The organism is Polymorphobacter megasporae (assembly GCF_018982885.2).
Lineage (GTDB): Bacteria > Pseudomonadota > Alphaproteobacteria > Sphingomonadales > Sphingomonadaceae > Polymorphobacter_B > Polymorphobacter_B megasporae.
In genome coordinates this window covers 373,611-387,840 of sequence record NZ_CP081848.1, presented here as the reverse complement: position 1 = coordinate 387,840, position 14,230 = coordinate 373,611, and the positions used below count along the sequence as shown (strand labels likewise).

Below are 14,230 nucleotides of genomic sequence, written 5' to 3'. Positions count from 1 at the left end.
GCCTCGATGGAAACGTCGAAGCTCACTTACGTAATCAGACAAGAACGCGAATGCGCCGACGTCGGCGCCCGACGTCGACATCTCGACGAAGCCCGCGCCGCTCATTCCCCGGAGAACGTCAATGCGCGCAACCTTAGACGACGAGCGCGGCGTGCAGCCGTTTGTTTCGCTTGAGGGAGCAGAAGCCGACCCTCCGGTTGGATTCGACGAACTTCCATCTGCGCCGATACCCTTGTCGCGAGCCGAGCGAACGATCCGTCGCGTGGCGCTTATCGGCACCTTCCCGCCGAGGCGTTGCGGAATCGCGACGTTCACCAGCGATTTTCAGCAAGCGCTTAATGCTCTCGAGCCTGAGGTCGAGACGGTCACGCTGGCGATGTCGGATCCAGGCCACACGCACGACTACGGCCGGGAGGTCGCGGTTGAAATCGCGCGCGACCGCGTCACGGCTTATTCGGCGGCAGCGGACTTCCTCAACCAGGCTGATATCGACGTCGTCAGCTTGCAGCACGAGTTCGGCATCTTCGGTGGATCGGCGGGTTCACATGTTCTGACGCTGCTGCGCCGTCTAAGGATGCCGGTCGTCACAACCTTCCATACCATACTCGCCGACCCCGATACGGCGCAGCGCCGGGTCATGGAGGAACTCATCGCACGATCGGAGCGCCTCGTCGTCATGGCGCGCAAGGGCGTCGAAATCCTGCGGGACGTCTATAGTGTACCCGATGACAAGATCGCGATCGTTCTCCACGGCATCCCTGACATCGCTCTCTCCGAGCCATCAGTCGCACGGACGCGGCTCGGTTTGCCGATCGATCGTCTGACGTTGATGACTTTTGGATTGCTGTCGCCGGGAAAGGGCATCGAGACGATGATCGAGGCGATGCCCGCGATCGTCGCCAGGCACCCCCTGATCAACTACCTGATCGTCGGGGCTACACATCCTCATCTTGCCGCGCAAAAAGGCGAGCGGTATCGGCAAAGCCTTGCAAACCGTGTCGCTGAACTCGGCGTCGCCGGCAATGTCACGTTCCTCGACCGCTTTCTCGAGCTCGACGACCTGATCACATACATCGCCGCCTGCGATATCTACGTGACGCCTTACCTCAATCCAGCGCAGATCACGAGCGGGACCCTCGCGTATGGATCCGGGCTCGGACGTCCGGTAGTCTCGACGCCGTATTGGCACGCCACCGAGATACTGGGCGACGGTGCCGGTATTCTGGTCCCATTCGCGGAGCCCGGGGAGCTGGCGGCTGCCGTGAATGGGCTGCTCGATGACCCCGCACAGCGTCAAACGATGTCGGCGCGGGCCCGTGAGGCGGGAAGAGCAATGACTTGGCCGGCAGTCGCGGAACAATACCGCAACATCTTTTCGGCGGTGAGGATCGCCCAGCGACAGGCCAAGGGCGTAGCTGCCAACCTTCCCCGCCTTGCACCGAGCGCGATTTTGCCACCGATCTCAACCACGCATTTGGCGGCGATGAGTGACGACACCGGACTACTGCAGCACGCCGTTCTCGGCATTCCGGCGCGTGATCACGGCTACTGTATCGACGATAACGTCCGAGCTTTGCTGTTCCTCGCAGATTTGCAGCAACTTCGGCCGCTGACGGCGGTCGAAGCGCGCCTGCTCGCGACGTACGCGGCCTTCATCGATCACGGTTGGCGGGCGGACGCGGCTTGCTTCCGCAATTTCATGAGCTACGAACGGCGGTGGCTCGACGACGTTGGCTCAGCCGATGCGCAGGGACGGGCGGTTTGGGCGCTTGCAGCGCTCGCGCTGCAAGGCGGATCGCAGTCGCTCGGCCAATGGGCGACCACCTTGGTCTTCCGAGCCGCGCCAGGGCTCGCGGCATCCGACAGTCCTCGGGCTTGGGCCTATGGACTCCTTGGCCTGAATAAATTCTTACAGCGATACGAGGGGCATCGCGAACTTGAGGAAACGCGGGCATCGCTTGCGGAGAAGCTTCGTCAGAGGCTGGCGGACTGTGCCGGCCCCGGGTGGCTGTGGTTCGAAGACGAGCTTAGCTACGATAACGCCCGCCTCCCTCAGGCGTTGATCGAGACGGGTGCCGTGGCCCACCGTCCGGAACTCGTGTCTGCAGGCCTAGGAACGTTGGACTGGCTGATGGCTTATCAGACCGCTCCTGAGGGACATTTCCGCCCGGTCGGCACTGACAGTTTCGGTCGCTACCGCCTGCCCCCGTTGCAGTTCGATCAGCAGCCGCTCGAAGCCGGCGCGGCCGTTGGCGCCTGCTTGTCGGCGGCCCGAGTTACGGGCAGTGTGCTGTGGACGGAGCGGGCCATGGCCGCCTTCGGCTGGTTCAAGGGTGAAAACGACTTGTTCGTACCCGTCGCCGAGATTGAAACCGGAGCTTGCTTCGACGGTCTTCACTTCGATCGCCGCAATGGCAATCGTGGGGCTGAGTCGACATTGGCCTATCTGCTGGCACTGGCGGAGGTCCATTTGGCCCGGCGAGCGTCGACCGCAATGCTGCCTATCGCCCAGACCCCTGCCACTTCTCGGCAGCTGCCGGATCGCGGCTGAAAGCGCTCGCTTCATTAGGATTTTTCAGCTTGTTGCAGCCAGCTTTCGTCACGCGTCTTCCGGTACTGTTGCGTCCCGACCCGTCGCGAGTCGTTATCCGGCCGTTTCGCCCGGCCGTCGAACCGCGTGACGCCACACCCGTCGACATGTCGCGGGCCCAGCGCATCGTCGACCGCGTGCTCGCGCTCGGTGAGCAGGGTGCGAGCGCGGAGCTGGCGAACGTCGACCTCGATTTTTCAACACGTCACCGTAATACGCGTGCGATGTTTGAGCGCCGCTTTCTTCAGGTTGGCGCATGGCTGACAGGTACCAGCAGACTAACTTCAGACCAGGCTCATCTCATCGGCGCCTATTTCTGTCACGAATATAGCTACGAGGCGGCTGCGTTGTTCAACCCTAGCATCGTACTCCATCCTGATCAAGCGACTGCGCCCCCCGGAGGTGCTCGTTTCGTTATGGCGTTGAGAGGAGTCGGGGAAGGCCATATCTCGTCGATAACGTTTCGAACCGGGACGATCGACGCGAACGCGAACGTTTCGCTTGATCCCCCCAGCCCGCACGCTGCGGTGCCCACGGTTGTAGGGGGCAATGGTCTCGAACACGGTATCGTGGAAATCGTCGCCGATGCCGAGGCGAACATCTCCGAATGCGTAGTATTCCCCGTCACGCCTGCCCAGTCGAAAGGCATCGAAGATGTCCGGTTAACCCGCTTCGTCGAAGACGATAGCACGGTCACTTATTATGGCACTTATACGGCTTACAGTGGGGCCGCGATCGCGTCAGAAATGTTAAGCACCGAGGACTTCCATCACTTCAAGCTCATGCCGCTCGTCGGCGATCGGGTGTCGAATAAGGGCATGGCACTGTTTCCCCGCCGCATCGACGGCAAATTCGCGATGCTCGGCCGCTACGATAATGAAAATCTTTGGTATCTGACATCGTCGGATTTGGCTTCTTGGAGCGGTGGCGTGCGAACCGTCACCCCATGCTATCCATGGGAGTTCGTTCAAATCGGCAATTGTGGGGCGCCGATGGAGATCGACGAAGGTTGGCTTGTGATGACCCACGGGGTCGGCCCGATGCGAAATTATGCGATTGGCGCCTGTCTTCTCGACAAGAAAGATCCTTCTATACTCATCGGCCGCACGCCTGAACCGTTGATCCGTCCCGAACCCTCCGAACGTGAAGGTTATGTGCCTAATGTTGTCTATACCTGCGGTGGTATTATCTGCGAGCGGGTTTTGATTTTACCGTACGCCATCGCCGACACGATCACGACCTTTGCAACCATGCCAATCGACCGCCTCCTCGCTGCGATGGTGTGATGGATCTTCCGTTGCGATACGGTATCATCGACGAATCCGTGCGAGAGGCCCGCAAAACACGGCGGCGATCGCACCAAACGCAGCTTGTCCTTCGAACCGAAGCTCTTTGTTTTTCAGGCAAACCTACTGCAACATCGAGATAGATCTAAAGATTTCGGTCATAAGAGTCTTGACCGAAAGATCAGAGGTCAATTGCGTGGGGCTTGCTGCCGCAGGCGAATCGGATCGGCCGTATGCAGCATCGCTCGACTTGATCTCGCGGATGACCGCTTGCTTTGAAGCCGATGGTTCGGTCGTGCGGTCCGCGAACGCCCCGAATTTGCCGCAGCCAGTCTGCGATAGATAATTCTTGCCGGGTTAATTACGATCAATCCTGCCCTGTTGCTTCTTGCCATCATCAACTCCAACACAAGTTGGCGAGCCAATTCGATGATGTACGAAGATGCCAAATACCTGCACCAACGGATGGTGCGATCATACCTCGCGGCCGATGCAGCGCAGCACCCGGCTGCGCGAAAGGCTCATCTAGAACTGGCCGAACTCTACCATGGACGCTGGCAAGTGGCATGTGTCGAAGACACGACTGTGCCGTTGAGGCGAACGCTGTCGCCTTCGTTTCAGAAGTTGGTGCCGTTTTTGCTTGCTTCTACAGACCGATGAGGGTGCGCGGTTGCGAAGCCGCGAACATTCGCCATCTTGTGAGCATCGTCTCACTGGCAAGAGCGGCGCTGCCTTCACTTCGATCAACTGGGAGCCGGGCAATGAATTACCCCCTCGCCGCTGGTGATCGCGCACATCCCGCTGAGGCCTTCGATTGCGCAACGCGCTCGTGTCAGGTGCCACGTTCGCCGATCAGCCGGGCGTGTTCACGTTCGGGCAGGCCGTAACCGCTTGCGCACAGATGGATGAGGCGGGCGCGGTTGGCGATCGCGATATGCGATCGCCGCGCAGTGATTGCGCCGGTCTTTGCGAGGTTGCTAACCGCGACGGTGACGCTCGCGCGGCGGACGCCAAGCATGATCGCCAGCGCCTCATGGGTCAAACCGATGTTGCTGTCGCCGACACGGTCGCCACACATCAGGATCCAGCGTGCAAGGCGTTTGTCGATCGAGTAGCGCGCATACGCGATCGCCGACGTCGCCACCTGAATGGTAAAGACCTGGACGTAGGCGAGGAACAGCGCCCTCGCTGCAGGGTGGTGCGCCATCACCGCGCGAACAGCGCTGGCCTCGACGCGGATTGCTGATCCTACAACCTGCACCATGACGCGGAGCGCGCTGCAATCGTCACCAAGGACAACCGGCAGGTTCACGATTCCCTCGCGCCCGATCATCCCAACCTCGGCTTCGCCGCCCTCGGCATCAAGCGCAATAATCGATACAAGGCCGCTCGTCGGAAACCAGCAGAACTCGATCTTCTCCCCCGCAGTCGCAAGATTGACGCCGCGCGTCAGCGGCTGTTCCACGGCGCGGACCATGATTTCGCGGTATGGCACCACGTCGAGGCGCGCGAGAAGATCATTGGTGGTGTTAGACTGTGTGGTCATTATCAATCTCAATGTGCGAGAAGCTCGATCGTCGACTCGACGGCAGCAGCAGCCGACACGTTCCAAAAAGCCTATATCACAAAGCGTTGAAAATGGTGCGTTTACGCACAGAAGTCGAATCGTCCTAAGACGCCGCCCTATGGAAGAGTTCGCATCACATGCCGCCCCATCACGGCAACGTGAAATTGCTTCGCGTCGCGCCCGCAAACCGCAGCTATCCCGCATTCGTTCCCGAGAGCCGCAGGCTAGGTGCCGTTCCCGAGAAGGTGCGAGGGTCATTCGGTTGCTCACCCGGCGGCTATTGGTTGATCGCGGCGTCACGCGATAACCGCGAAGTGTAAGGTAGAGCTTACACTTCGGCGTATAGGCGGGGTTCGATATGTAGGGTCGCGTAACGTGGCATGGATCCTGCATGTGCCAAATCGTACTTCTAGCGTAAGGATTGCCGTATGAGCCGTTCACTCTCGTTCTGCGTTCTGCTGATTGTCTCGACTTCGACATCGGCGGCCACCCTAATCGACGGCAGCTTCGAGACTCCAAATCTAGGGGTGGGCAACTACAGCTATTCGATGCAACCGGCGGGTTGGAGCGGCACCGGCGCGTTGGTCAATGCCCAAGGGGCCAGCGCGTGGTACGGTTCCACTGCCCCGACCGGTCAGGACGGCTTGCAGTTTTATGCCCTTCAGGCGACCAACTCGATCTTCCAGAGCTTCACTGCCACCAAGTCGGGCAAGCTGATCGTTTCGTGGTTGTCCGGCGGCCGCCCGAACTTCGGTGCCTACGGCGGCGATCAGACTTATGATGTTTCGTTGACTGGATCAGGTATCGAGCTCGGCTCGCTCGGGACGTTCGCGACAAATAGTGGTCAAGCGTTCGAGCGCCTCAGCGGTACCGGCCTTGTCACTGCAGGCCAGATTTATACCCTTTCATTCCATGGCTTGTCGTCGTCGGACGAAACGGCGTTTATTGATGGCGTATCTGTCGTTGGCGGTGTTCCCGAGGCTGCGACCTGGACGATGTTGATTGTTGGGTTTGGTCTGATTGGAGCGGCAGGCCGGATGCGCCGGAGTGCCGTCGCCTGATCACGCGAGCGCATTGATTTACATTTCTTGTTGAGAACTGTTGATACAGGTTCTCGCGATGTGTTCACCACTGTTTGAGGTCCAGTTGTCATTGCTTTGCTAGTCCGGTGATCTGCTCGCAGAACACCTAGGCTCAGGACTCATTGATCACAGCCAGAAGATGACGGTCGCGGCGAGCGCGATGGCCGAGAAGAAGGCGTGCGCGCAGCGGTCATAGCGGGTGTGGATACGCCGCCAGTCCTTGAGCCTGCCGAACATGTTCTCGATGCGGTGACGTTGCCGGTAGAGAGTTCGGTCATGCGGGATCGGGGTTTTGCGGTTGGCCTTCGATGGGATGCAGGGTGTGATGCCCTTGGCGATCAGGGCGGCGCGGAACCAGTCGGCGTCATAGCCGCGGTCACCGAGCATGGCCCTCGCTTTGGGCAGGGCGTCGAGCATCAGCGCTGCGCCCTTGTAGTCGCTGGTCTGCCCCTCGGTGAGGAGCATGACCAGCGGTCGGCCCTGGCCGTCGCAGACCGCGTGCAGCTTGGAGTTCAGGCCGCCTTTGGTGCGTCCGATACATCGGGGAAGAGCCCCTTTTTGAGGAGGCTCGCGGCGGTTCGGTGTGCCTTCAGGTGGGTCGCATCGATCATCAACTGGTCGGGCTTGCCGCCTTTTGCCGCCAGCGCTGCAAAGATACGGTCGAACACACCCAGCCGGCTCCAGCGGATGAAGCGGTTGTAGATCGTCTTGTGCGGACCGTAGTCCTTGGGCGCATCGCGCCAACGCAGCCCGTTCCTGATCACGAAGATGATCCCGCTGATCACTCGCCGGTCGTCGACGCGCGGCACCCCATGCGACAGGGGAAAGTGCGGCTCGATCCGACGCATCTGTGCCGCCGACAACCAGATCAAATCACTCATCACGACGCCTCCCTGGCGTCGCCATTGAATCAACCGATCACCGTCTCCGCAAGCACTTTAATAGGTCCTGAGCCTAGGACGTTCAGGGACAAGTACACAACGTGGTTGTCAACGCCGGTTGGATTTCAGGCCAGCGGAGCGGAGTAAAATTAGGCAATTGTTGATTTGACATGATGATATGAAGAGAGCCCCGACCGGGGCCCTCTTCGTATCGTTGTCTTGGTCGATCAGGCGGTCGTGATCTCGCCAATGTCCGGGTCGATGATCTCGGCGGCCTGGTTTGGCTCTGCCCTGGCGCCGGAGCGTCGACGACCGTCTGACTGCTTGAGGCGGTAGCTATCGCCGTTCATGGTCAGGATGCTCACGTGATGGGTCGGCCGATCGAGCAGCGCCGGTGAGGCGTTCGGCATCAAGCACCTGGGTCCAGTCCTCGAACGGCAGGTTCGAGGTGACGATGGTCGAGCCGCGCTCGTAACGTTGCGAGGAGGTCTCGAACAACAGCTCGGCGCCGGTCGACGACACCGGCACATAGCCGGGCTCGTCGATGATCAGCAGCTTCACCGCCGCATGCACGTGCCCGTCGAGGAACGCCTCGGTCGTCTCGCGCGGATACGCCTTCACGAAGCAGGCGTCCGACTGTGGCAGGTTCATGCAAAAGAAGTGGATCTTCTGGCGAACCCCGCCGATCAAAGCGACCGCCTCGCCAAAGTCCACCTTGCCATGACCCGGCAGGTGCGCCAGCGGCACGAAGGTCTCGCGCCCTCGCGCCCAGCAGATACGGACATGATCCTTCACCACCGTATAGCCGCCCGCAAAACCATGCTCGTCGCGCAGCCGTTCGAATATCCGCTTCGCCGTGTGCCGCTGCTTCACCGGCGCCGTCAGGTCGCCTTCGAGGATCGCATCGATTATCGGCAGCAGCGCCCCCAGCTTTCGCCTTCGTCGCCGGAGCCGTCCGCGTATAACCCGAAGGCAGCGAGAACCGGCACATCTTCAGTACCGTCTCGCGGCTCAGCCCGAAAACCCGCGCGGCCTCGCGCCGGCTGTCGCCCTCGACAACACAAAGCGCCGGACGGCGGCATAGACTTCCGCGGCGAACATCCCCGGACGCCCCCAAAAGGGCAAACCTCCCACTTGCCGGATTTCCTCCGCCGCGCTCAGCAAAAATACTAGCGACCCCGTGGCCTGCTTCGTCACCGCCATGCAAATGGAGAGGATTCAAACGAATATCTGACCAATATAGCGGTGGGCGGACGACACAGCTCCGGGCGCCAACTCAACGGTGAATCGTTTTGAGTGATACGAGCCTTCTGTTAAAGTACTGAGGCTAAAGGCTCTTACCAAGTTGATCAACTGATCCCTGGCATTAGTACCGGTATGCCAGCACCACACCATATGTACGTCCAGGTGCTTGCGTGACATTGTAACCGATATCAGTCTCGGCGAGATATGCCGCGTAGACTTTATTGGTCAAATTCTTGCCGTAAACGGAGATCGTAAGGCCATTATCACGCGGAGAATATGCAATGGAAGCATTTAGTAAGTCGTAAGGGCGCTGACGCAGGCGATTGTCCGCTTCCGCATACCAACCACCATTGTGATAGACGTTGGCATTAAGCTCCATGTGCCCCCTACCAAGGTCCACGCGGTAATTCCCTCCGAAGTCTACCGTGAAGTTTGGCGCGGCTTGCACCCTGTTGCCTCCCACGTTGCTCACGCCGATCACATTGCCCCCATTCGGTCGGCCGACCGGCGGCGGGAAAACGGGCACGACCGGCGTGGCGGTGAACGCTTGAAAATCCTTGTATTCGTTGTGAAGGTAGCTGCCGCCCGCCGTAAGTGTCAGTCCGTGAAAGAAACGGGCTTCGACGTCCCCATCGACACCGTAGAACCGCGCTCCGGACCCATTGTAAGCCGTCAGGATTCCCCGATTCAGCAGCTGCAGCTGTATGTTCTGATAATCGTAATAGAAGCTCGAGACGTTCACGCGGAGGTGACGATCGAACAAGTCGCTCTTTACACCGACCTCATAGGCGTCGAGCGTTTCGGGCCTGAGGATGTCGACCGGAAAATCCTGGAGCAGGAAGGCTCCGCTCTTGAAGCCACGGTTGTATGACGCGTACACTAACAAGTCTGGCGAGAACCGGTGGTCCACGGATAGCCGATAAGTCACTTTTGAGAATCGCCGACGACCTGTCGACAAAGAGGTTCCCACCGTGGGTCCGATCGGGAGGACTAGATCCGCTCGCCCCTCCTCTTTGCGAAGGTCCGTCGTGTAGCGGAGTCCCGCCGTCAGGTTGGTGTCGCGCAACACCGGAAAACTCGCCTGAGCGAAGCCCGCAAGGGAGTTGACCGTTTGTGACGAGTTTTGAATCTGGGATATACCGTTTGGAATAGTGCTACCGTTGGTTGTAGTCCCGTCGTAACCATCTCTTGCCCAAAAATAAAAGCCGCCGACGATCCATTGGAAGCCACCTTTTTTAAGCGGCTGCAGCTGTATTTCTTGGCTGAACTGGCGATTGAATTGTTTTATAAAGACATTCGTTAGCGGTGCCGGTGTCTCGTCATAATCTAAATTGGTGCGGTTTAGCGTATCTCGATAAGCGGTGATGCTTTGAATTTGAAGGCGACCTAAATCCTGCGTTGCAGTGGCGCTGTATCCGTACTGCTCCAGTCGCGCTGCCGGCTGCACGTTTTCACTGACGTCATACGGACCGCCCGTAAACTGCTGTCCTAGGACATTGAATGTGCCGGCCACGGGCCTAAGTCCGTCCAACGGTCCTTCGATTTTCGAATAGTCCGCTGACAACGCGATCGTCGTATTAACAGCGGGTTGCCAACGCAGCTTTCCGCGTCCCGCGATTGTTCGGGCTTTGAAGACGTCCTGTCCGTTGTAGAGGTTCTTGCCGAAGCCTTCATCCTGATTCTGGTAATAGCCGGAAACGCTTGCGGTAAGACCGGGCGCCAGCCCACCACTGAGGTAAGCGGAGGAGGTTACGGTTTGAAGATTGCCATAGCCGACGCTCAGATCCATTGTCGGCTTCTGCTCGGGCGATCGGGTAGTGATTTGAATGAGGCCGCCGGTCGCGTTCCGGCCGAACAACGTTCCTTGAGGGCCCTTCAGTACCGCTACCTGCTCCACGTCGTTGAGCGCGAGCAACGCGCCGCTCATCGAACTGATGTATACACCATCGATATAGGTCGCGACGGGGTTCTCGATACCCGGTCCATTGCTGCCTGTGCCAATGCCGCGAAGCTTCGCCTGAGCGTAAACGCCAGCGTTGGTCGTGTAGTTCAGGCCAGGAACCACTGCGATCAGGTCGGTTGTGACACTGATGCCAGAGGCATTCAGGTTGTTACCAGTTATTGCCGTTATGGCGATCGGAACATTCTGAAGATTCTCGGCCCGCCTCTGCGCCGTCACGACGATGTCTTGGATCTCATCGTTCTGTCCAGAGCCTCCGTGCGGTTTCGCATCGTCAAGACGAAGAATAGAGTTCGGCGTCTGCTGGCGCCCGGGACCTGGTGTTCCGGGCATGGTCGGCGTGACAGCCGTGTTGGATGGAGGAGCCAATTCTTGCGACCAAGCCGGCGCGCCCAACAGGCATGCACAAGGCCCAACCGACGCAAGCAGTAGGAGCCGATGCATCATAACCATTTTCCTCCCCAAACTTCAGCGCACGGCTCACTTTTCGGCCATGGTCTTTTTCGGTCGTAATCGGATTAGATGGTCGCTGATAATTTTGTCAAGGCATTCGAAACGGCTGAACTGCAGCCAGCATCATGGCGGTACGGCAGCCCAAACACGCGTTGCTATACGTGTGCAGGCTATTTCAGATAGAACGATAACCATGGAGCTCCTCATGTCACACAGGTGTCTGGCTGAGCGGCGGCCGGACTTTCAACGATCATCGTGGCAGTCAGGGTGAGATTTCGTCCGGCTGCAAGGTCCTCTCCACGCTCTCTTAAGGACTGAACCCGTTGAACGACCTGCGGAAGTATGCCTGCGCTTTTGTCGAATTAAGGCAGCGAAACGAAGGCTTTTGTCCAGCGGAGAGCCGCCAACGGCCACAACGGCTTGCCGTAAGCGATCGCAATCGGTTATGTATGCGTTCGATTCGTGGGCTTCGCTATCAAGCGTGGATATGGAGAATACCGTGCAGTCCGAACTGTATTTGCTCAACTGCTGGTATGGCCTCGCCTGGTCAACCGAATTGGACGACGGGGCGCTTTTAGCGCGCAAGGTGCTGGGTAACAGCCTTGTTGTGTTTCGCGACAAAGAAGGTCGTCCCGCGGCACTGCGCGACCGCTGCTCGCATCGGATGGCTCCGCTGAGCATGGGCAAGTTAAAGGATGGTGTAGTCGAGTGCGCCTATCACGGGATGCAATACGATGGTTCGGGTCGGTGTGTTCACTATCCGTTCGGTCCGGTACCGGCGCGTGCCGTAGTGGAGCATTACGCGGTCGTCGAGAGAGACAAGATGATCTGGATATGGCCCGGCAATCCAGAGCTCGCCGACTCGAGCCTGATCCCGGACTACCACTTCCACAACAACGACGATGCCGAAGACGATTGGGTCGTTTTCGGCTATACTAACGTCAAAGCGGATTATCGCCTTGAAATCGACAACCTCATGGACCTGTCCCACGCTGAGTATCTGCACGCGACGTCGTTCGGCGGCCGCGGGTTTATCACCAATCACGGACGGTATCAGGTTCGCGATCTGGGAAACGAAATCCATTCGAATTGGTGGATGCCGGCAATCGACCTCGTGCATCCCGGGACGCGCCAGCCGATCGGAGTCCAAGCGGATCACTTTCTCGACATGCGCTGGAACGCCCCAAGCAACATGCGTCTTCAGGTCGGCTTTCTGCCACAAGGGGTCCACGCAGACCGGGAGGACGCGCCACGCGACGACCTTCCAGGGCAGTTCTCCGCTCATATAATCACGCCGGAGGACGAAGGATCGTGCCATTACTTCTGGAGTGCCGACCGACCCAAGGGAAGTGTGGGGTTTGTCGGGGGCATGGACAAGGAGATGGGTCGCAAGATATTCAAGGTTGCCTTCGAGATCGAGGACAAGCCGATGCTCGAGGCCGTCGCAGCGAACATGCATAAAGGTTTTTGGGAGGAAAAGCCTCTCATCCTGCCGAACGACGTTGGCGGCATCAGGGCCCGTCGTCGCTTGGCGAAGCTCATTCGTGAGGAGCAGGAGCCAGCCGGGGCTGAGGCGGTGTCCTCAGAGGCGTTAATCCAAATGACGCCCAGCATCAGCTGACGGAGTTGAGTTGAGGTTGGTATATAGAAAAGACCCAGATATACGCTAAGGTTTCGCCGTGTCATCGACGGCGCGTATCTGGCGAAGCGGTCTGAGCGGTCGATGGCGCAGCGGGATCGGTCTAGAGATAATCGCCGGTGGGATTTATATTCAGTCACCGAGCGGCGATAGGTGTTACAGCCGCGAAGTCGGCCAGCATGCGGGTCCGACCAGCAATTGCTCTGCGACGAACGCGAGCGGCGTATGAGAAATCATACCAACTCTCATTAATTATTATCCATGCGCCCACCGGCGGGCGATGGCGTTCCACTGGCCAACGCGGTCTTCGTCCTGCCGCCACAACTCTTTGGCTGTACGGCGGGGAAGCGCCGCCCGGATCGCTGCCAGCTGGGCGGGGATTTTTTTGAACGTCGGGATTGTGTCGGCGTCCGTGCGTATGGTGGCGCGGGCGCGCTGCCAGGTTGCAGTAGCCCATCGCGGTCAGGTCGCGGTCAGCGTTGCGTGCTGATCGACCCCGCGAACTCGTTGTGGACCTACGCCGCGAGCGAGCAATGCCGCGCGTTGCTCATTCGACAGGACGGCGCGACGCGCTGTCGGGTCAGACCTTGACCGGGGCGGTCCAGCCGATTCGGGTAATCGTGCCCAGCAGGGTCGAACGCGGCACTTTGAAAATTCGGCAGACGGACGCCTTGCTGGCCCCGCCATCAAGTACGGTGGCAACTCGTTTAACGTTGCCTCGTCGATCATTGGCGGACGGCCACCCTGGCGCCCCCGGCGTTTGGCTGCGGCCAGCCCGCCATCACCCTTTCACGTGTCAGCGCACGCTCATATTCTGCGGGCGCACCGAACACAGAGAACAGCGATTCGCCGTGCGGCGTAGTCGTGTCTATCTGCTCGGTCAGCGACCGAAACGCGATGCCGCGCGCGTTCAGGTCGGTGTTGATCGTCAGCAGGTGCGGCAGCAAGCGTCCGAGCCGGTCGAATTTCCACACGATCAGTGTGTCGCCCGCGTTGAAATAGTCGAGACAGGCTTTCAGCCCCGGCCGATCGTCGCGCGCGCGAGATGCCGATGATCGACACCGGCTGCGACCAACGCGTCGCGCCGGCGATCGACCGTCTGGCGGTCGTTGGCCGACGAGACCTGCATCTATTCGAATAACATGTGCGACCAACCCTCGAACGCAAGCACGTCCAACTGCAACTGGGACAGCGTCGCACGCTTTATCATCGGCGTGTTCCGTGGCGACGCCGCCCGCGCCGGCGCGGCGGCGATCGTACAGCCGCTTGTGGACGAGCTATGCGCCAAGAATCCTGACTTCGCCGCGATGTGGCGAGAGAGTGGGGTCAACGACACCTGCGAAGGCGTCAGGCGCCTTTGCCATGCCGAGTTCCGCGAGATCGGGCTGAAGTTCTCGTCGTTCGCGGTCGACGGACGAGCGGATCTTGCCATGCTGATCTACACCCCAGCTTCAGACGGCGATGCGGTCCGCATTAGGGCGATCACCGCCGCTCATGTCGGTTGACGCCGCACGTAACTTCGAGAGG

At 59.5% G+C, this 14,230-nt stretch carries 11 protein-coding genes and 1 pseudogene; 5 read left to right on the top strand and 7 right to left on the bottom strand.

Annotation, left to right across the window (positions count from 1 at the left end):
• The first annotated feature begins 121 nt into the window (after positions 1-121).
• Complete coding sequence (locus KTC28_RS01855; RefSeq protein ID WP_216711328.1) at positions 122-2,551, top strand: glycosyltransferase family 4 protein; 2,430 nt, start codon at positions 122-124, stop codon at positions 2,549-2,551.
• Positions 2,552-2,580: 29 nt separating this feature from the next.
• Positions 2,581-3,876, top strand: coding sequence for a glycoside hydrolase family 130 protein (locus KTC28_RS01850; RefSeq protein WP_255602181.1), 1,296 nt, complete (start codon positions 2,581-2,583; stop codon positions 3,874-3,876).
• Positions 3,877-4,708: 832 nt separating this feature from the next.
• On the opposite strand, the gene KTC28_RS01845 is transcribed toward KTC28_RS01850, so the two are convergent.
• Positions 4,709-5,422 carry a Crp/Fnr family transcriptional regulator gene (locus KTC28_RS01845; RefSeq protein ID WP_223132272.1) on the bottom strand — a complete coding sequence of 238 codons (714 nt, stop codon included), beginning with the start codon at positions 5,420-5,422 and terminating at the stop codon, positions 4,709-4,711.
• Positions 5,423-5,871: 449 nt separating this feature from the next.
• On the opposite strand from KTC28_RS01845, the gene KTC28_RS01840 reads away from it, so the two are divergent.
• Positions 5,872-6,504, top strand: a complete 633-nt coding sequence (locus tag KTC28_RS01840; RefSeq protein ID WP_216711688.1) for a PEPxxWA-CTERM sorting domain-containing protein — start codon at positions 5,872-5,874, stop codon at positions 6,502-6,504.
• A 147-nt stretch (positions 6,505-6,651) separates the two neighbouring features.
• Here the strand turns inward: KTC28_RS01840 and KTC28_RS01835 are convergent.
• The 5 genes and pseudogenes from KTC28_RS01835 to KTC28_RS01825 form a co-directional block, all read right to left on the bottom strand.
• Positions 6,652-7,406 (bottom strand): IS5 family transposase gene (locus tag KTC28_RS01835; protein ID WP_223132271.1). Its coding sequence is split into 2 segments (ribosomal slippage): positions 6,652-7,073 and positions 7,073-7,406, totalling 756 coding nucleotides; the frame shifts between segments, so codons are not numbered across the junction.
• Between the two features lie 227 nt (positions 7,407-7,633).
• Complete coding sequence (locus KTC28_RS23430; RefSeq protein WP_304610484.1) at positions 7,634-7,771, bottom strand: hypothetical protein; 138 nt, start codon at positions 7,769-7,771, stop codon at positions 7,634-7,636.
• Positions 7,743-7,928, bottom strand: coding sequence for an ATP-binding protein (locus KTC28_RS23425; protein WP_304610487.1), 186 nt, complete (start codon positions 7,926-7,928; stop codon positions 7,743-7,745). The genes KTC28_RS23430 and KTC28_RS23425 overlap by 29 nt, the downstream gene beginning before the upstream one ends.
• 42 nt (positions 7,929-7,970) lie before the next feature.
• A pseudogene (locus KTC28_RS22620) lies at positions 7,971-8,507 on the bottom strand (transposase); the annotation flags it as partial.
• Positions 8,508-8,772: 265 nt separating this feature from the next.
• Positions 8,773-11,058: a TonB-dependent receptor gene (locus KTC28_RS01825; protein WP_216710215.1), complete on the bottom strand. Its 2,286-nt coding sequence runs from the start codon at positions 11,056-11,058 to the stop codon at positions 8,773-8,775.
• Positions 11,059-11,563: 505 nt separating this feature from the next.
• On the opposite strand from KTC28_RS01825, the gene KTC28_RS01820 reads away from it, so the two are divergent.
• Complete coding sequence (locus KTC28_RS01820) at positions 11,564-12,685, top strand: Rieske 2Fe-2S domain-containing protein (protein ID WP_216710214.1); 1,122 nt, start codon at positions 11,564-11,566, stop codon at positions 12,683-12,685.
• Between the two features lie 743 nt (positions 12,686-13,428).
• Here KTC28_RS01820 and KTC28_RS01815 read toward each other — a convergent pair.
• Entirely contained in the window at positions 13,429-13,857 is a 429-nt protein-coding gene (locus KTC28_RS01815; protein WP_439650108.1) for a recombinase family protein, read from the bottom strand.
• On the opposite strand from KTC28_RS01815, the gene KTC28_RS01810 reads away from it, so the two are divergent.
• Positions 13,813-14,208, top strand: a complete 396-nt coding sequence (locus KTC28_RS01810; protein WP_216710213.1) for an MmyB family transcriptional regulator — start codon at positions 13,813-13,815, stop codon at positions 14,206-14,208. The two genes, KTC28_RS01815 and KTC28_RS01810, sit on opposite strands and share 45 nt — an antisense overlap.
• The last annotated feature ends 22 nt before the right edge of the window (positions 14,209-14,230 follow it).

Excerpts from the sequence above, each read along its gene's own strand:
- KTC28_RS01855 (WP_216711328.1), top strand. The coding sequence starts at position 122 with ATGCGCGCAACCTTAGACGACGAGCGCGGCGTGCAGCCGTTTGTTTCG.
- KTC28_RS01845 (WP_223132272.1), bottom strand. The coding sequence starts at position 5,422 with ATGACCACACAGTCTAACACCACCAATGATCTTCTCGCGCGCCTCGAC.
- KTC28_RS01840 (WP_216711688.1), top strand. The coding sequence starts at position 5,872 with ATGAGCCGTTCACTCTCGTTCTGCGTTCTGCTGATTGTCTCGACTTCG.
- KTC28_RS01825 (WP_216710215.1), bottom strand. The coding sequence starts at position 11,058 with ATGATGCATCGGCTCCTACTGCTTGCGTCGGTTGGGCCTTGTGCATGC.